Source organism: Limnohabitans sp. MORI2, from assembly GCF_027925025.1.
In the GTDB taxonomy this organism is placed as follows: domain Bacteria; phylum Pseudomonadota; class Gammaproteobacteria; order Burkholderiales; family Burkholderiaceae_C; genus Limnohabitans.
In genome coordinates this window covers 1,752,289-1,769,519 of the sequence record NZ_AP027058.1, presented here as the reverse complement: position 1 = coordinate 1,769,519, position 17,231 = coordinate 1,752,289, and the positions used below count along the sequence as shown (strand labels likewise).

At 52.9% G+C, this 17,231-nt stretch carries 20 protein-coding genes; 8 read left to right on the top strand and 12 right to left on the bottom strand.

Going from position 1 to position 17,231, the window contains the following annotated elements:
- The first annotated feature begins 5 nt into the window (after positions 1 to 5).
- A complete protein-coding gene (locus QMG27_RS08395) occupies positions 6 to 440 on the top strand; it encodes an SRPBCC domain-containing protein (RefSeq protein WP_281810610.1) in 435 nt (144 codons plus the stop codon).
- On the opposite strand, the gene QMG27_RS08390 is transcribed toward QMG27_RS08395, so the two are convergent.
- Both QMG27_RS08390 and QMG27_RS08385 read right to left on the bottom strand, forming a co-directional pair.
- On the bottom strand, positions 427 to 1,377 hold the full coding sequence (locus tag QMG27_RS08390) for a tripartite tricarboxylate transporter substrate binding protein (RefSeq protein WP_281814576.1): 951 nt from the start codon (positions 1,375 to 1,377) through the stop codon (positions 427 to 429). The two genes, QMG27_RS08395 and QMG27_RS08390, sit on opposite strands and share 14 nt — an antisense overlap.
- Before the next feature lie 86 nt (positions 1,378 to 1,463).
- Positions 1,464 to 1,931 carry a DUF3237 domain-containing protein gene (locus tag QMG27_RS08385; protein ID WP_281810609.1) on the bottom strand — a complete coding sequence of 156 codons (468 nt, stop codon included), beginning with the start codon at positions 1,929 to 1,931 and terminating at the stop codon, positions 1,464 to 1,466.
- 80 nt (positions 1,932 to 2,011) lie between these two features.
- On the opposite strand from QMG27_RS08385, the gene QMG27_RS08380 reads away from it, so the two are divergent.
- On the top strand, positions 2,012 to 2,785 hold the full coding sequence (locus QMG27_RS08380; RefSeq protein WP_281810608.1) for a LuxR C-terminal-related transcriptional regulator: 774 nt from the start codon (positions 2,012 to 2,014) through the stop codon (positions 2,783 to 2,785).
- A gap of 69 nt (positions 2,786 to 2,854) precedes the next feature.
- Here QMG27_RS08380 and gcvH read toward each other — a convergent pair whose 3' ends face one another.
- Both gcvH and QMG27_RS08370 read right to left on the bottom strand, forming a co-directional pair.
- Entirely contained in the window at positions 2,855 to 3,217 is a 363-nt protein-coding gene (gene gcvH, locus QMG27_RS08375; RefSeq protein WP_281810607.1) for a glycine cleavage system protein GcvH, read from the bottom strand.
- 5 nt (positions 3,218 to 3,222) lie between these two features.
- Positions 3,223 to 4,908, bottom strand: a complete 1,686-nt coding sequence (locus QMG27_RS08370; RefSeq protein WP_281810606.1) for an electron transfer flavoprotein-ubiquinone oxidoreductase — start codon at positions 4,906 to 4,908, stop codon at positions 3,223 to 3,225.
- 103 nt (positions 4,909 to 5,011) lie between these two features.
- Here QMG27_RS08370 and QMG27_RS08365 point away from each other — a divergent pair, with 103 nt between their 5' ends.
- The gene (locus tag QMG27_RS08365; RefSeq protein WP_281810605.1) at positions 5,012 to 5,794 is read left to right on the top strand and encodes an SDR family oxidoreductase; all 783 of its coding nucleotides are present in this window, start codon (positions 5,012 to 5,014) and stop codon (positions 5,792 to 5,794) included.
- Positions 5,791 to 6,213, top strand: a complete 423-nt coding sequence (locus QMG27_RS08360; RefSeq protein WP_281810604.1) for an acyl-CoA thioesterase — start codon at positions 5,791 to 5,793, stop codon at positions 6,211 to 6,213. Before QMG27_RS08365 ends, QMG27_RS08360 begins: the two co-directional genes overlap by 4 nt.
- Before the next feature lie 3 nt (positions 6,214 to 6,216).
- On the opposite strand, the gene QMG27_RS08355 is transcribed toward QMG27_RS08360, so the two are convergent.
- Together QMG27_RS08355 and QMG27_RS08350 are read right to left on the bottom strand one after the other, a co-directional pair.
- The gene (locus QMG27_RS08355; protein WP_281810603.1) at positions 6,217 to 6,471 is read right to left on the bottom strand and encodes a YkgJ family cysteine cluster protein; all 255 of its coding nucleotides are present in this window, start codon (positions 6,469 to 6,471) and stop codon (positions 6,217 to 6,219) included.
- Positions 6,472 to 7,056, bottom strand: a complete 585-nt coding sequence (locus QMG27_RS08350; protein WP_281810602.1) for a peroxidase-related enzyme — start codon at positions 7,054 to 7,056, stop codon at positions 6,472 to 6,474. It abuts the gene before it with no gap.
- Positions 7,057 to 7,122: 66 nt separating this feature from the next.
- On the opposite strand from QMG27_RS08350, the gene QMG27_RS08345 reads away from it, so the two are divergent.
- Complete coding sequence (locus QMG27_RS08345; RefSeq protein ID WP_281810601.1) at positions 7,123 to 7,521, top strand: carboxymuconolactone decarboxylase family protein; 399 nt, start codon at positions 7,123 to 7,125, stop codon at positions 7,519 to 7,521.
- Between the two features lie 8 nt (positions 7,522 to 7,529).
- Here the strand turns inward: QMG27_RS08345 and QMG27_RS08340 are convergent, their stop codons facing one another.
- A complete protein-coding gene (locus QMG27_RS08340) occupies positions 7,530 to 8,081 on the bottom strand; it encodes a PAS and helix-turn-helix domain-containing protein (protein ID WP_281810600.1) in 552 nt (183 codons plus the stop codon).
- A 95-nt stretch (positions 8,082 to 8,176) separates the two neighbouring features.
- Between QMG27_RS08340 and QMG27_RS08335 the strand changes: the two genes are divergently transcribed.
- Both QMG27_RS08335 and QMG27_RS08330 read left to right on the top strand, forming a co-directional pair.
- On the top strand, positions 8,177 to 8,878 hold the full coding sequence (locus QMG27_RS08335) for a CoA transferase subunit A (RefSeq protein ID WP_281810599.1): 702 nt from the start codon (positions 8,177 to 8,179) through the stop codon (positions 8,876 to 8,878).
- A 12-nt stretch (positions 8,879 to 8,890) separates the two neighbouring features.
- On the top strand, positions 8,891 to 9,532 hold the full coding sequence (locus tag QMG27_RS08330) for a 3-oxoacid CoA-transferase subunit B (RefSeq protein ID WP_281810598.1): 642 nt from the start codon (positions 8,891 to 8,893) through the stop codon (positions 9,530 to 9,532).
- A 39-nt stretch (positions 9,533 to 9,571) separates the two neighbouring features.
- Here QMG27_RS08330 and QMG27_RS08325 read toward each other — a convergent pair whose 3' ends face one another.
- The 5 genes from QMG27_RS08325 to QMG27_RS08305 all read right to left on the bottom strand — a co-directional run bounded on the left by QMG27_RS08325 (position 9,572) and on the right by QMG27_RS08305 (position 16,173).
- Complete coding sequence (locus QMG27_RS08325; RefSeq protein WP_281810597.1) at positions 9,572 to 11,734, bottom strand: TIM-barrel domain-containing protein; 2,163 nt, start codon at positions 11,732 to 11,734, stop codon at positions 9,572 to 9,574.
- Positions 11,731 to 12,771 (bottom strand): ABC transporter ATP-binding protein, encoded by a 1,041-nt coding sequence (locus tag QMG27_RS08320; RefSeq protein ID WP_281810596.1) that lies wholly within the window; start codon positions 12,769 to 12,771, stop codon positions 11,731 to 11,733. Before QMG27_RS08320 ends, QMG27_RS08325 begins: the two co-directional genes overlap by 4 nt.
- A gap of 23 nt (positions 12,772 to 12,794) precedes the next feature.
- A complete protein-coding gene (locus QMG27_RS08315; RefSeq protein ID WP_281810595.1) occupies positions 12,795 to 13,844 on the bottom strand; it encodes a carbohydrate ABC transporter permease in 1,050 nt (349 codons plus the stop codon).
- Between the two features lies 1 nt (position 13,845).
- A complete protein-coding gene (locus tag QMG27_RS08310; protein WP_281810594.1) occupies positions 13,846 to 14,823 on the bottom strand; it encodes a sugar ABC transporter permease in 978 nt (325 codons plus the stop codon).
- 78 nt (positions 14,824 to 14,901) lie between these two features.
- Positions 14,902 to 16,173, bottom strand: coding sequence for an ABC transporter substrate-binding protein (locus QMG27_RS08305; RefSeq protein WP_281810593.1), 1,272 nt, complete (start codon positions 16,171 to 16,173; stop codon positions 14,902 to 14,904).
- Between the two features lie 67 nt (positions 16,174 to 16,240).
- Here QMG27_RS08305 and QMG27_RS08300 point away from each other — a divergent pair, with 67 nt between their 5' ends.
- The gene (locus QMG27_RS08300) at positions 16,241 to 17,182 is read left to right on the top strand and encodes a hypothetical protein (RefSeq protein ID WP_281810592.1); all 942 of its coding nucleotides are present in this window, start codon (positions 16,241 to 16,243) and stop codon (positions 17,180 to 17,182) included.
- Positions 17,183 to 17,231 lie beyond the last annotated feature (49 nt).

The following is a 17,231-nucleotide window of genomic DNA, read 5'->3' as shown; positions in this document are numbered from 1 at the left end:
TGATGATGAGTAATGATGCAAGCTTTCGCACCGAGAGAACACTGCCGTTCTCGCCTCAAGCGGTGTACAACGCATTTGCGTCGTCAGATTTGCTGGCCACTTGGTGGGGCCCAGAGGGGTTCACCAACGAATTTCAAACCTTTGAATTCAAAGAAGGTGGGCGTTGGACTTTTGTGATGATGGGGCCAGATGGCGCGCGCTACCCGAATCAAAATGTGTTCACTGAACTGGAGCCTGCATCGCGTGTGGTGATTCGTCACGATTGCCAGCCCTTTTTCACGCTCACTGTGCAACTGACCCAAGTTACAGACGGCACGCATTTGCGTTGGCAACAAGTGTTTGATGACACGCAAATCGCACAAACCGTCAAAGCGATGGTTGAGCCAGCCAATGGGCAAAACCTCGATCGGCTGACGCGAGCGCTGATCAGTCAGCCTTGAAGCCTGTTGCCGCAACGGCTTTTCCCCACGTCACAGTGTCAGCAGCAATGATGCGCGCAAACTCATCTTTGTTGGTGCCCGTCACGCGAAAGCCGGATTCTTCCAGCTTGGCTTTGGTGTCAGCAGACTTCACCGCTTTTTGAACGTCGGCACTCAGCTTGGCTTGAATGTCTGCAGGCACTTTCGATGGAGCGACGATGCCAAACCATGATGAGAACTCGAGGTTGTTGTAACCCTGCTCCTTGATGGTGGGCACATCGGGCAATGCGCCTGTGCGGGTTGCACCAGTGCTACCCAATGCCACAAGCTTGCCCGCCTTCACGTTAGGTGCAGCCAAACCCACGCTGGCGAACACGCCTTGCACATCACCGCTGAACAAACCGCCCAGCGCATCGGCTGTGCTCTTGTAGTGCACGGCTTCGGGCTTGAGTTTCACGGCATCACCAAACATGAACGCGCCGAAGTGGCCGGGCGTGCCCGCACCAAAGGTGGCCATGAAGAGGCCTTTTTGTTGCTGCGTCCAGCTCACGAATTCCTTCACGTTTTTGGCAGGAACTTTTTGCGGGTTGACCAAGAGCACAAAGTCGGCGCTGACCACTTGGCTGATAGGTGCGAAGTCTTTGGCGGGGTCATAGGGCAGCTTGTTGTAGCTGCTGGGTGCAATGCTGAGCTGGCCTGTTTCGCCCAGCATCAAGGTGTAGCCATCGGGGGCGGCACGGGCGGCTTCGCTCGCTGCGATGAGGCCACCTGCGCCGGGCTTGTTGTCCACAATCACGCCCATGTTGTTCCAGCCTTCGGATAGCTTTTGAGCGACCAAACGTGCCACGATGTCTGGGCCTGTGCCTGCGGGGAAGCCCACAATGATGCGGACGGGGCGGGTGGGGTAGTTGGGTTCTGCCGATGCGCCCATGCTCGCGCCTAAGGCCGCCAAGCCCATGCCGATGATCAAGCTGCGACGTGTGAATTGTGGTTTCATGTGTGTCTCCTTAGGGGTTTGTTTTAATTTGGAAAAAGTAGGTGCGATCAACAGACTTCAAAGAAGCGCATGACCACACGGTCTGGGTGCCGTGCCCCGGTACCAATGAACAAACGTTCGCTGATCCATGACAGAGCAGGAGATGCGGTTTCAAAGCGGGGCGTGCAGCGGAAGTAAACCGATTCGGGGTTCACCACTTCACCTTTGATGAGTTTGGCCATCACCTCGGGTGAGGCGGTGCGGATGGCGTGGTTTTGGACGTAAATCACATCGCCAGCGTCTGTCTCTAGGGCGTAGCGTGCATCTAGCTCGGCCATTTGCGCATTCACGATCAGCTGGAAATCTGCGCCGCCCGGCAGCACGCGTGCGGTCCAGCCATCGCCTTGGACCGTGCCGCCAAGAATAGAGATGAGTCGACGCGTGCCGTGAATGGTTTGGCCCACTTCAATGGGCTTGGCAACTTCGACAGACAAATCTGCGAAAAACTTGAGGTTGGGGGTGGGTAAATCAGACATGCGTCACAGGGTAATCCCAATAGGTCTAACCCGTTGTCATCCCTTAGGATGACAAGCACAAAGGCAACTCATTATTCAAAATGCGTCAATGGAATTTGCACTCGCCATCCGCGCATGTCCATGCACTGGATGGCTTGATTGGATTGATGGGCCAAAACGATTTTGAGGCTCAATTTCTACCGCACCTGCAAGACGTGGTGCCCGCTGCGTCGTACTCCATTTACCGAACTGGTCGCCAGTGCGTACCCACCCGTTTCATGTCGGCTAGCTTGGGCGTGGCTGACCATACCCAGGCCTGCTGGAATGCTTATTTGTCTGGTCCGCAAAAGAACGATCAAACCCTGGCTGCGCCTGTGATGGAGAGTGGTCATGCCTTGTTGTGCCATATCACTGACAAAGAAATTCCAGCTCAGCATAAGGCACTGGTTTATGAGCCGCACGGTATGAAAGAGCGTTTGTCGGTCATTCAACAAGAGGCTGCCTCGGTTTTTGCGATTAACTTCTACCGCCATGTCCATCAGCGTCCCTTCACAGATGCGCATTTGTCAAACCTCGCCTCTTTAGCGCCGGTGCTGCTCACGCTTGTGCAAAAGCAAATTGCCTTGTCCACGCCGCAGGCGGCAGGCGCTGGCCGTGATGTGAACCATTGGATTGCCAAGCTCATGGCCTACAACCCTTCATTGACAGAGCGAGAACTCGATGTGTGCGCGCGTTTGCTCACAGGCATGACGCAGGATGGCATTGCCAGCGATTTAGGGCTGTCCTTGGCGACCGTTAAAACTTATCGCAACCGTGCCTTTGCAAGACTCGGGATTCACTTCAAGAACCAACTTTTTTCTTTGTTTTTGCACTGATGTGAGCTAAGTGATTCCGCAATAAAAAAGGCTGCTCTGTGAGCAGCCTTGTTGTTTGGATCGTGGGGATTAACCCGTGATGCCTTGATATGCCGCATCATCCATCAGTCCATCCAGCTCCGCTGCATTGTTGAGCTTGACTTTGTAAAACCAGCCTGCACCCTCGGGGTCGCTGTTGGCCAGTGAGGGATCGGCTCGCAAGGCTTCGTTGTGTTCAAGGATTTCCACAGTTGCAGGCATGTGCACATCGGCGGCGGCTTTGACCGACTCGACCACACCGGCCACGGTGCCTTGCGCTGCGGTGGTACCCACGGGGGCGAAGTCGACAAACACGATGTCGCCCAGCGTGTCTTGTGCGTGTTGGGTGATGCCCACCAAGGCGGTGTCGCCTTCGATGCGCACCCACGTGTGTTCTGCGTGATATTTGTTCATAGTCTTTACATGCCGCTGTAGTTGGGGCCGCCACCGCCTTCGGGTGTGACCCACACGATGTTTTGGGTGGGGTCTTTGATGTCGCAGGTTTTGCAATGCACGCAGTTTTGTGCGTTGATTTGCAGGCGGTCAGAGTTGTCGTCGTTCTTCACGTACTCGTACACACCGGCGGGGCAATAGCGGCTCTCGGGGCCTGCGAACTTGGCGAGGTTGATGTTGACGGGCACCGACGCGTCTTTGAGCGTCAAGTGCGCGGGTTGGTTTTCTTCGTGGTTGGTGTTGCTGATGAACACGCTGCTCAAGCGGTCAAACGTGAGCTTGCCATCGGGCTTGGGGTAGTTGATTTGCGCGTGCTGCGCTGCAGGCTCCAAGTTCACATGGTCGGGCTTGGTGGCATGCAGTGTCCATGGTGGGTTGTCGACGCCGAGCTTGGGCAAGAGCCAGTGTTCGATGCCGGTCATCACCATGCCGACGAGCTTGCCTTTTTTGAACCACAGTTTGAAGTTGCGGTATTGGTTGAGCTCTTTGCTGAGCCAGCTCTTTTCAAATGCGGCGGGGTAGGCGCTGAGTTCATCGTTGGCGCGACCTGCCGACACAGCTTCATACGCTGCATCTGCAGCGAGCATGCCGCTCTTGATGGCGGCGTGGCTGCCTTTGATGCGGGCTGCGTTCAAGTAGCCTGCATCGCAACCAATCAGTGCGCCACCGGGGAACACGGTTTTGGGCAAGGCTTGTGGCGTGCCGTTGTTGATGGCGCGTGCGCCGTAACCAATGCGTTTCGCACCTTCGAGGTGAGCTGCAATGGCTGGGTGTGTTTTCCAGCGTTGCATTTCTTCAAAGGGGCTGAGCCATGGGTTTTTGTAGTCGAGGCCGAGCACAAAACCGAGGGTGACTTTGTTGTCTTCGAGGTGGTACAAAAAGCCGCCGCCAAACGCGTCGTCTTGCATGGGCCAGCCAGAGGTGTGCACCACCAAGCCAGGCTTGGCTTTGGATGGGTCCACTTCCCACAGTTCTTTGATGCCGATGGCGTAGCTTTGTGGGTCTTTGCCCTCGGTCAAGTTGTATTTGGCAATCACTTGCTTGCCCAAATGGCCACGGGCGCCTTCGGCGAAGATGGTGTACTTGGCGTGCAGCTCCATGCCGAGCTGGAAGTTGTCAGTGGGCTCGCCGTCTTTGCCAATGCCGAGGTTGCCAGTGGCGACGCCTTTCACACTGCCGTCGTCGTTGTAAAGCACTTCAGCCGCCGTGAAGCCAGGGAAAATTTCCACGCCGATGGATTCAGCGTGCGCTGCCATCCACTTGACCACATTGCTGAGCGACACCACATAGCAACCGTCGTTGTGCAAGTTGCGGGGTAGCAGCCAGTCTGGCGTGCGTTGGGCATCGGTTTCGCTGAGGAACAACACATCGTCGCCCGTGACTTCTTGATTCAGTGGGCAGCCGAGTTCTTTCCAGTCGGGGATGAGTTCGGTCATGGCCTTCGGGTCCATCACCGCGCCCGACAAAATGTGTGCGCCGGGCTCTGAGCCTTTTTCGAGGACGACCACTGACATATCGTTGCCTTTTTCGGCAGCGAGTTGCTTGATGCGAATGGCCGTGGCCAGACCGCCAGGGCCGCCACCGACCACGACCACGTCGTATTCCATGGCTTCGCGGGGACCAAACTGGGCGAGGATTTCTTCTTGTGTCATGTGCGTTGTCTCATTCTGTTTGTTGTCAGAGGTGAGACAGATTTTAGGGCCTGCCATAGACGCACTTGTCATAATGAAATAACTCAACAATCTGGAGGTCAACATGGCGTACAGCCTAGATTTGTCGGGCCGCGTGGCTTTGGTCACCGGCGCATCAAGTGGTTTGGGGGCTCAATTTGCCAAAACCCTGTCACGTGCGGGTGCCGCTGTGGTGTTGGCTAGCCGCCGCATGGACAAGCTCAAAGAGTTGCGTGCCGAGATTCAAGCCGAAGGCGGCGACGCCCATGTGGTGAGCCTAGACGTGACCACGTTGAGCAGCATCCAGTCGGCCGTGGCTCATGCCGAGACCGAGGTGGGCAGCATTGACATATTGGTGAATAACTCGGGCGTGAGCACCACCCAACGCGTGCAAGACGTGACGGAAGAAGACTTTGACTTCACCTTCAACACCAACGTGAAAGGCTCGTTCTTCGTGGCCCAAGAGGTGGGCAAGCGCATGTTGGCCCGTGCCAAGGGGGCTGCGCCTGGCACTTACACGGGTGGACGCATCATCAACATCGCCTCTGTCGCTGGCTTGCGCGTGTTGCCGCAAATTGGCCCGTATTGCATGAGCAAAGCTGCTGTGATTCAAATGACCAAAGTGCTGGCCATGGAGTGGGGCCGTTTTGGCATCAATGTGAATGCGATTTGCCCTGGCTACATCGACACTGAAATCAATCACCACCATTGGCAAACGGAGCAAGGACAAAAGCTGGTCAGCATGTTGCCGCGTAAGCGTATCGGCAACCCGCAAGATCTGGACGCCTTGTTGGTGTTGCTGGCCAGTGCAGAAAGTGGCTTTATCAATGGTTCCATCATTTCAGCCGATGACGGCTTTGCAGTATGAAATACGAAATACCTGAAAACAAAAAACTCGTTTACGAAATGACCGTTCCCATTCGCTGGGGCGACATGGATGCGATGGGGCATGTGAACAACACGCTGTACTTTCGTTACCTTGAAATCATCCGTGTGGAGTGGCTGGCCAAGAACAATGCCCAGCCTTCGCCCGAAGGGCAGGGGCCGGTGATCGTCAATGCGTTTTGTAATTTCTACAAACAGCTTGAATACCCAGGTGATGTGCTGCTCAAGCTCTATGTCAGCGACCCAGCACGCACCACGTTTGAAACCTGGACCACGATGGAGTCGGCCAGCAACCCCGGCACGATTTACGCCGCTGGCGGTGCGACCACGATTTGGGTCGACTTTCCTAAGCAAAAATCGATTGAACTGCCCGACTGGGTGCGGGCTTTGGTCACGCCTTGATTCTCAAGGCGCAGTGAGTGCGTCTAAGCGTGAGAGCCACACGATGGCCTCCTCACGCGAAGTGCCGCACATCTCGGCTGAAGGTTTTAAACCGCCGCAAAACGCAGGCCGCTCAGGCCTGCCGAACACCGCGCAGCGCATGTCATCCATCAACTGTGCACAGGGCACACCTGCCGGTTTGCCATGTGGCATGCCAGGCAGTGGGCTGGTGATGGACGGGGCAATGCAGCAAGCCCCGCAAGCGGCGCGACAGTCCATTTATTTTTGGCGTGGCACGCGGCCTAGCAGATAAAACTCGGGGTTGGGCATCATGCTGCTGAAGCTGGCAATGCGGTTGCTCATGCCAAAGAAAGCAGTGATGCTGGCAATGTCCCAAATGTCTTCGTCATTGAAGCCGTGGGCGTGCAAGGCGGTGAAGTCGTCATCGTTCACTTCGTCGCTGTGCAGGCACACCTTCATGGCGAAGTCGAGCATGGCGCGTTGGCGTGGTGTGATGTCGGCTTTGCGGTAGTTCACGGCCACTTGGTCGGCCACCAAAGGTTTCTTTTCGTAGATGCGCAAAATTGCACCGTGCGCCACCACGCAGTACAAGCAGTTGTTGGCTGCGCTGGTGGTGGTGACGATCATTTCGCGGTCACCTTTGGAGAGGTTGCTCTCGCGGCCCACGGTCTCGGGCATCATCAGCGCATCGTGATAGGCAAAGAACGCACGCCACTCGGCAGGACGGCGGGCCAAAGCCAAAAACACATTGGGTACAAAGCCAGACTTTTCTTGGACTTCCAAAATTTTGGCGCGCAGGTCTTCGGGTAAGCCTTCGATGTCAGGGAATGGGTAGCGGGTCATGGAGTCTCCGTTATTCAAATTTGGCAGCGATTATGCTTGGCAAGATTTTGCGGAGAAGGAACACAGATGACAGACAAAAAATCGTTGCCCTCGGATGAGGCGTTTCAAAAAGGTTTGGCCATGCGTACCCAAGTCATGGGTAAGCCATTTGTCGACAAGGCATTTGGTGGCATGACCGACTTCACTGAGCCCATGCAGCACCACATCACGCGTGCTGCTTGGGGTGACACATGGCAGCGCGGTGTGTTGGATTTGAAAACCCGCAGCCTCATCACGGTGGCCATGCTGACCGCATTGGGAAGATCACATGAACTCAAAGGGCATGTGCGCGGTGCGTTGAACAACGGGGCAACCAAAGAAGAGTTGCAAGAGGTGTTGTTGCATGCGGCGATTTACTGTGGTGTGCCGACAGCCGTCGAAGGCTTTCGCGCCGCTGCAGAAGTGGTGGACGCGCCTCAATCCTAAGCAGGCGTTCAGCCCACCACCAGCTTGTGCACCAGGTCTGCGGTGGTGGAGGCTTTGTATTTGCGCATCAGTTTGGCGCGGTAAATTTCTACCGTGCGGTGACTGATGCCAAGCACTTTGCCGATTTCTTTGGAGGTCATGCCCTCCATCAAGAAGGCCGCCACCTCGCGCTCACGTGCTGTCAGTTCGGCGCGCACGGGGCGCGTGGCGCTGAGGTCTTCAAAACTCCAAATGCCAGCCTCATGTGGCGACTCTAAATTCAACGCCCGGCCCGTCACATGGCACCAAAACGGCTCGCCTTTGAAGCGGCCATCAATGCGCTTCATCAAACGATCGTCTGCGTACAGACCTTTGGCGTTGAGGCTGAGTTTGATGCGTGCACCCGTGCGTTCGTATTCATCTGCACTGGGGTAAAGCACTTGAAACGACTGACCAATCAGCTGCTCACGCGTGGCCCCAAACATGTCGCACACGTGCTGGTTGCAATCCACCATTTGGCGGTTGCGAGACAGCACCAAGCCCACGGGGGCGAGGTCAAAGGCTTGGCGGTAATCAATCATGGATGGGGTCTAGGGGGTCTGTGCTTACGAAAAACTACGTATCTCAATACGTAGTATCGTAAGCGCATTCTGTTGTACTTTGACTGGAGCATCCCTTGAACAAAGTTTTCCCTTCTGCTGCTGAAGCACTCAAAGACATCGTGGCCGACGGCCAGCTGATGGCTGTGGGTGGTTTTGGCTTGTGTGGCATTCCTGAAGCCTTGATTGACGCCTTGCGCGACACGGGCGTGAAGGACTTGACCGTGGTTTCTAACAACGCTGGCGTGGACGGCTTTGGTTTGGGCAAGTTGCTCGAAACCCGCCAAATCAAAAAAATGATTTCCAGCTACGTGGGCGAGAACAAAGAGTTCGAACGCCAATACCTCTCTGGCGAGTTGGAGCTCGAATTCACGCCCCAAGGCACGCTGGCTGAAAAGCTGCGCGCGGGCGGTGCAGGCATTCCCGCCTTCTTCACCAAAACCGGTGTGGGCACTGTGGTGGCCGAAGGCAAAGAGTTGCGCGAATTCAATGGCGAAACCTACGTGATGGAGCACTCCTTGGTGCCCGAGGTGTCGCTCATCAAGGCCGATGTGGCTGACCGCTCAGGCAACCTGCGCTTCAACATGACCGCGCGCAACTTCAACCCCGCAGCCGCCACTGCTGGCAAGATTTGCGTGGTCGAAGTTGAGCGCATTGTGGCCACGGGCGAGTTGGCCCCCGACGACATTCACTTGCCTGGCATTTATGTGCACCGCATCGTGCACAACCCCACGCCCGAGAAGCGCATTGAAAAGCGCACCACCCGCGACCGCAAATAAGGACACACCATCATGGCTTGGACTCAAGACGAAATGGCCGCACGCGCGGCAAGCGAACTGCAAGACGGTTTTTATGTGAACCTGGGCATCGGCATCCCTACGCTGGTGGCTAACCATGTGCCCGATCACGTGGAAGTGTGGCTGCAAAGCGAAAACGGCATGCTCGGCATTGGCCCGTTCCCCTATGAAGATGAAGTCGACGCTGACCTTATCAACGCAGGCAAACAAACCGTGACCACCATCAAAGGCTCGGCTATTTTTGGCAGCGATCAATCGTTTGCCATGATCCGTGGCGGCAAGATCAACCTCTCAATCCTTGGCGCGATGCAAGTGAGCGAGAAGGGCGATTTGGCCAACTGGATGATCCCCGGCAAGATGATCAAAGGCATGGGCGGCGCGATGGATTTGGTCGCGGGCGTCAAGCGCGTGATCGTGTTGATGGAACACGTGGCCAAGAAAAAAGATGGCACCGAAGATTTGAAAATCTTGCATCAGTGCACCTTGCCTTTGACAGGCGTGGGCGTGGTGGATCGCATCATCACTGATTTAGGGGTGATGGATGTAACCCCTGAAGGCTTGAAGGTCGTTGAGTTGGCAGAAGGGGTAACCCCAGAATTCATCCAATCGAAAACTGGTGTAAAGCTGGTCTTTTGATGGATGGAAATGAATTTGCAGATGCAAACTCATCCGCCATCAGTTGAAGCGTAAAACCTCTACTACGGGGTCATCGTGGTGTGCCACGGCCCCTGGTTTTGGAGCTGACACCTCAATGGACTTGCCCTCTCGTACAAGAAGCGGAAGAAGGGACATTGGGGCATCTAGTTCAGCTATTGAACCACTTGGGTATGCTTCTCGCGTGTGGAAATTGAACCACCGCTGTCCATCTGGAAGTTTGGGTAGATAGAGTTTTCGGGTGTTTGCGCCAGGCCCCACTACCGGGGCTACTAAAAGGGCCTCGCCTAACATGAATTCATCGCAGTCATTCAAGCAATTTTGATCGTCTGGAAAATCAAAAAATGTTGGCCGAATGATAGGTTGATGAGTGGAGCAAGCTGCTTCAAAGCAAGCCCAGAGATAAGGCATGAGTCGATATCGCAACTCAATGGTGCTGCGAATTGCATCAGTCACCTCTGGATGCATCCAAGGCAGATTGCTGACGTTTCCTTCTTTCCAAGAGTTCATTACCATGCGAGGATTCAGCGCACAGGCTTGAACCCAGCGAAGAAACAGCTCGGGATCAGGCACGGGGCCAAAAAAACCGCCTACATCGTGCCCCACGTTGAACATGCCAGATAGGCTCATTTGCAAGCCTGTTCGGATATTCCATTTGAGCGTTTTCCAGCTAGTGGTGTTATCCCCCGACCAAGTTTGAGCATAGCGCTGGATACCCGGAGGGCCTGCACGTGTCACAGTAAAAAGATGGTCACGGTCTGGATTGGCAATGAGGTCTTCACGTTGCGCCTCGAAGCTCGCTCTCGTCATCAGCAATGCATGCAAAGGGCGACTTCGGTGCATCGGGATAGCTTTCCCCCAGCCTGCACTGAACGCATCTTCAGCTGCAATGGCGTATTCGTTGTTATCGTTCCAACCTACTTGAATGCCGTAATCCAAAATTTGGCTTCTTAGTTGTTCTTGCCACCACTTAACTGCGTTTGGTCGAGTGAAATCGAGGTGTGACCCTTGCCCATCCCAGTAGGGTTCAACCACAGGTTGGTGCGTGTTTTCATGCTCGATAAAAGCATGCTCTTTTGCCAATTTCGAGTAGGCTGGATGGTCATCTAAGAGGCAGGGTTTCAAATTGGCCACCAGTTTAAGGTTGGCGCCACGAAACTTTTCATTCAGCCGTTTGGGGTCAGGAAACTTAGAGCGATTCCAAGTAAAAACATAACGCTGTTTTCCCCTACTCGAATAGCCAGAACCATAGTGAAAAGCAGAGATAGGAACTTTGTGGCGTTGACATTCGTCGATGAATGCATCCAGTTGATCTTGAGCATCCGGCGCGTCAGCCAAGCCCATTGCTGTTTGTGCGAAACCCAAGGTCCATCGGGGGGGTAAGTGGCTGCCTCCGATCAATTGAACAAACTGAGCCACCACCTCTGCTGGGGTTGTTCCCAGCATGAAGTAGTAATCCAAGTCTCCGTCGTCGATGTCAACGCTGCGAAACAGTCCGTGGTAATTGTCATGTTCACAACCTAGGTCAAATGTGCAGGCAGACAACGTATCGTAGTAAATGCCTGTCCACAAACCATCAATAGTTCGAGTGATGACAAACGGCCAGTGTTTATAGAGTGGATCACCTGAGTGAGCGTCGTATCCGATGGCATCCTGACCCATGCAACGCAATCGCCTGCCATGCAAATTGAGCGGGCCAGTTTTGTCACCTAGGCCGAAGAAGTATTCGTTGGGGTCTCGCACGACACTGTGGCGAACAAGCCCCGTTCTTTTTTCATGCAAGTAGGCTGAGGTCACACGGTCTTGCAAGATCACTTGGTCTGATTGTGCATCTCGCCAAATGACACGAACTGGCAATCCGTTTCCTCCTTCAAAACTCGCTTTGAGTCGTCTAGTGCTGATCGTGTGTTCTGAAGTGTGGATGATGCTTGGTCTTTCAAAACCTTCGAGGCTCGATCGTGAGCGGCCCTCCCACGGAACATCTTGAACCCGATGGTCGTGTGTGGGCGCGATGGCCCATGTGCGTGGTTCACGAAAACCGCTCGAAGGATGCCAGTAAACCCGCGCCATTGTGTCTGACAGAAACACCATATCCAATCGATCGCCACCCGCTAATTTCGCATGAGCATCACTTTGCGAATTGCCAGGATGGACTTGCCATGCCTCTGATTGAACGGGGGTCATTTCGTCTCCGAATTAATGCGTTGCCCTTGATCGTCAAAAGCATGTATGTGATCGGGGTGAGCTTTGAGGTGTACAAGCTCCCTGATAGGCATCTGCAGACCCGCATCTACTAGTAGCTCCACACGTGTTTTGTCTTCAAGTTCAGCGACAACTAGTCGTTGAGCGCCAAGGTATTCTGAAGACAAGACTGTCATCGCTAGCCCATCAGATGCGTCTGCGGGAATCCAATGCTCTGGGCGAACGCCAACTTGGTGTATGCCTGCTGGCAGCAAAGCGCTTAATGATGGACAACCTGATGTCACCCGATAACTGAATAAATTCATCCGAGGGCTACCAATAAATCCAGCTACAAATACATTGCACGGTTTTTGGTAGAGGGACTCTGGCGTTCCGACTTGTTCCACGCGTCCGGCACGTAAAACAACGATTCGATCCGCCATAGTCATTGCTTCGACTTGATCATGTGTCACATAGATCATCGTCACACCTAACCGACGGTGAAGTTCGCGAAGCTCTGAACGCATGGATACCCGTAGTTCAGCATCTAAATTTGACAAAGGCTCGTCAAACAAAAAAATCTTTGGATTTCTGACGATAGCCCGACCAATCGCAACCCGCTGACGCTGGCCGCCAGAAAGTTGTGTGGGGCGTCGATCAAGCAAGTGTTCAAGGCGCAACATGACTGCCGCTTCTTGGACTTTTTGCTCAATTTCTTTGTTGGGGACTTTCGCATTTTCAAGGCCAAATGCCATGTTGGCATAAACCGTCATATGAGGGTAAAGCGCATAGGACTGAAAGACCATCGCACAACCACGATCAGCGGCACCAAGATGATTGACCTGTTCGCCATCGATACGCAATAGCCCATCAGTTGGTTCATCTAGACCTGCAATGAGTCGCAGGAGTGTGGATTTCCCGCAACCCGAAGGCCCGACAAAAACTATGAATTCTCCATGTTCAACATGCAGGTCGACACCATGAATGACGGGTGTCTGATCAAAGGTTTTGCGTATGGCGTGAAGTTCAAGAGTAGACACGTGAAATACCTAGTATGAAAAAGTTATTTAACACCTGCACTGGCGATACCAGTTGTGATGTGTCGTTGCAAGAAAGCAAAGACCAAAGTGACAGGTAACAAAGTGATCACCGTCATCGCAAGTAAATAGTGCCACTGCGTATTGAGTTCACCTTGAAATGAATTCAACGCGAGTTGTAGAGTGAAATGTTCGTTTTGCGAGAGCACGATCAGTGGCAGCAAGAAGTCATTCCATCGCCACATCACTGAAAAAATTGCCAGCACGGCAAGTGCAGGCGCAGAAAGGGGAAGAATAATCCGCCAATAAATGCGCCATTCACTGGCGTGATCCATACGCGCTGCCTCGATGAGTTCGTCCGGAATTGTGAGCATGTATTGGCGAAGCAGAAATACGCCAGTGGGTGTTGCTACAGCGGGCAAAATCACGCCCCACAGTGAGTTAAGTAATCCGATTTGATTGATCACTAAAAATACTGGTACCAAGATGATGGTGGGTGGGATCATCAGGGTGGCAATGATTAATAGAAACACAACCTTTTGACCAGTGAAGCGATATTTTGAGAGAGCAAAAGCAGCCATTGAATTAAACAGGAGTGTTAACAGCGTTGCAACCAAGGTGATGAAAACGCTATTCCACAGGTAAGTTCCAAAAGCGAACTTCCTAAACAAGTCGGTGTAATTGTTCCAGGCCCACTTGATTTCGTTGACAGGCTGTCGTTGTTTGATGTTTACCTGAATACGTTGTTCAGGCGAGTCGGGATCTACCATCATGGCTGATATACCCATGCGGCTCGCTTGGGCCAGAGTTTTGCTTGTGCCATCGTCTAGGTTCACGTTGAACAAGGGCAACGGATGGTTGTACCCACTCACTTCCACAGTCTTCTGAGCATAAGGCAGCAGGGTTGGGGGGAACTGGGCTATAGCAGCCTCAGATTTAAATGACGATAAAACAAGCCATAAAACAGGGGCAAACATTGTGACCAACCCCAAGAGTAAATAGGCATAGCTCAGAGTGTCGGTCCAATGCAGCTTACGGCGACCTCGGGTGCGAAGTAAAAATTCTAAGATTTTCATGTCATTTACCCTTGGGGCCCAATTCTTGGGCACGAGTTAGGCGAAGTTGCGCGAGTGTGAGCACAATTAGAAAAGCTGCCAAAGCCAAGGATGCCGCCGCTGCAAGCCCGTACAAGTGAATCTGTTCTGCAAAGCCAGTTTGGTAAATGAACTGCACGATAAATGTGGTGGCTGAGCCAGGCCCACCCCCTGTGAGTACGAATACCTCATCGAAGATTTGAATTGCGCGAATGGCGGCAAGTACTAAGACCACAATTAAATTAGGCATCAGCAAGGGGAGTGTGATCTTTCTGAGAGTACGCCATGGGCTAGCACGGTCCATTTGTGCAGCTTCGTAGAGGTCTTTGGGAATTGCTTGTAACCCTGCAAGCAGAATGAGCGTGTAAAAACCCATATGTGCCCAAATGGAAATGAAGATGGCCCAAAAGAAAGCTGGCTTGGCTTGGGTCAGCCATTCAACGGGTGCAAGGTCAAGTGCAACCAACCCAGCATTGAAGGCTCCTTGGCTTTGTAACAACCATTTCCAAATGAGCGCGACCACGACGGGTGATAACAAGACTGGATAAAAGAAAACACCCCGCCAGAAGCCTCGGCCTAGGATCTTTTTGTTCAGAACTAAGGCAGTGATGAGGGCGAACAAAACCATCAGTCCAACTTGAAAAAAACTAAACTTTAAAGTGTTGAAGATGGCTCGCCAAAACACGTCTTTGCGACAAGATGAAACATCCAAGTAGTCTCGGCATTCAAAAAGAATTTGAAAGTTTTCAAGACCAGTAAACGGACGTTGAGTCGGGATTAAATTGACGCCGCCAGTCGTGGCGTAAATCAGGTTAATTAGGATTGGTAAGAAACAAAAAATACCGAATACCAATAAATTTGGGGCGACGAAAAACCATCCTAAGCGATGGATGCCAAGTAAACGCTGGCCCATGGCAAAGATGGGTTCTAGCAAGTTTAGGAGTAAACCCAGTAATTTCATAAAAATATGGCTTACCAAAAGGGGCAGAAGCGAATAGCTTCTGCCCGCTTGGCTGACTAAATGAAATGTTTTAGATCTTTATTTCTGCGCTTGCTTGACGGCGTCTTGCATGTCCGCCACGATCTTGTTGATGGCTTCGTCGGAATTCATCTCGCCCACAATAGCTTGGGTGACACGAGTCACAGTTGGCAACATGATGGCTCGGTTGAATTTGTATCCTTGGAATTGATAAGCAACAGGAGACAGGTTTGCGACGCCAGCGCTGAACACTCCCAGTGCCGCCTTTGATGCAGGATCAGCTGAAGCGTAATTGACCCCTTTCTTTGCGAGACCTGCATGCGCTGGAATGTTATTGGTCCGCGCTGTAAATTCAGCATAAGCTGACTCTGACGCCATGAATTCAAGGAAAGCGGCGGTTTCTTTTGGAGATTTGCTGGTTTTCAGTGCCACCCATGCAGCGCCACCTGGTATGCCAGAGCAAGCAGTTGAGCCGCAAGGGTTAGGGACTGCAACCCAGTCGAATTTGTTACCGACTTTCTTTTGAAGATTGCCAATTTGCCAGCTTCCTGCTAGGACCATGACGACATTACCGTTGATAAATTCATCGATGGATGAGGCATAAGTAGAGCCGCCAGAGCCAGCCCATACTTCACGCATCATCGTGCCGTCTTTGTGCCAACCTACAAATTTGTTCACAGCATTTTTGTAGCCAGCATCAATCACGGGATTGCCGCTAGCATCAAAAATTTTGGCGCCATAACTGATGGCTGGCCCTGCAAAACGGTGGCCTGACCTATCCCAAGCCATTGCGGCTTTGGTTTCGGTGGTCTTGGCTACTTTGCGCGATGCTTCTACCCACTCATCCCATGTGGCTTTAGGCCCTGGTAATGCGACTTTGGCTTGATCAAACAAAGTTTTATTGACAAACGGCCCAGTCATGGTCAGCTGCGACATGAACCCATAAACGCCCTTGTCTCCTGCGGTGGGCGCTAACCAAGGCGCTGTGGCGCTGAAGTTTTGATCGAGGCTCTTGCGGTTTTTGATGTCTTTAGAAATATCTAAGTAAAACTTTGATAAGCCGCCGAGATCAGTAACTCGGGCAATATCGGGTCCTTGGCCTGCCGCAAGCTGAACGGGCAATTGCTCAACAATCGTTTTATAGGGGACGGTGTCAATGATGATTTTTGTCCCAGGATTTTGGGACTCAAAACGCTTTGCTAATTCCGCAGTGACATCGCATTCGATGCCATCTTGATAGCACATGACGCGAACATCGCCAGCTTGGGCGAAACTGCACAGCGTTGCAAGGCCAAGTGCCAAGGCCAATTGATTGATTCGAATATTTTTCATGAGTGTCTCCTGTGAATGGTTTGATAATAAAGCGACTGGCGTTGAAACGCTCTTATGGTTTGTTTGAATGAGCAAGGAAAGCAAAAAGATTATTTCGACAGCTGGACAGGATCGCCTTGGCATTGATGCATTTTTTGGTCCTTTGCCGGGGCGAGAAGATTCTGTAAACGCAGTTTTGTTGCACGAGTTGCAACAATCGCGTAGGGTGCTGCGTGAATGGCAGGTTCAGGTCGGAGAGCCTGCTTGGTTGAATTTCACGATGTATTGTGTGTACCCCACCGGTCAAAGTTCTTTTCCCATACTTTTGAGCCCTGATGGCTGCTGGCCTCACGTTCTTAGTGCAGAGGCTATAGATGCGGTGATTCAGGAGGGGGTTGCTTTGGCTTGGTTTAATCGAACCGAATTGGCCTTCGATAACCCTGACTGCCAACGCCGAGGGCCGGTACACAGCCGCTGGCCAGAGGGTAGTTGGTCTGCCTTGTCTGTTTGGGCTTGGGGACTGATGATTTGTGCCGATGTTTTGAGTCGAAGTGCCAATGAAGTTAGGGGCAAACTTGGCGCAGTGGGTCATTCTCGAGGCGGAAAAGCTGCGCTTTTGGCCGCCCTGTTGGATGCCCGATTTGATGCTGTAGTTGCCAACAACAGCGGTACAGGCGGTGCTGCATCGCTTCGAGTGCATGATCGAGGTTGTGAGACTCTGTTTGATTTGGTCACTCGTTTTCCCCATTGGTGTGGGCCTGATGCGACTGATGTCGAACTTCAGCAACGTCTTATCGCGGAGGATGCCCCTATCAATTGGCTTACTCAATTGGCACCACGGGGGCTCTGTGTATTGCAAGCCAAAGATGATTTTTGGGCAAATCCGACCGGCGCGAAGCATTTGGTGGAGTCCTTGCAGACAGCCTGGAGTGAACATCCACATCGACTCAGATGGGTTGAACGTCTGGGTGGACACGCCATGACTCGAGCTGATTGGCGAGAAGCGGCCCGCTTCATGCGCGAGCTTTAGTTGTTTCGACCGACTACAGCGGGCGTTCATGCTGTGAGATGACTTTCGG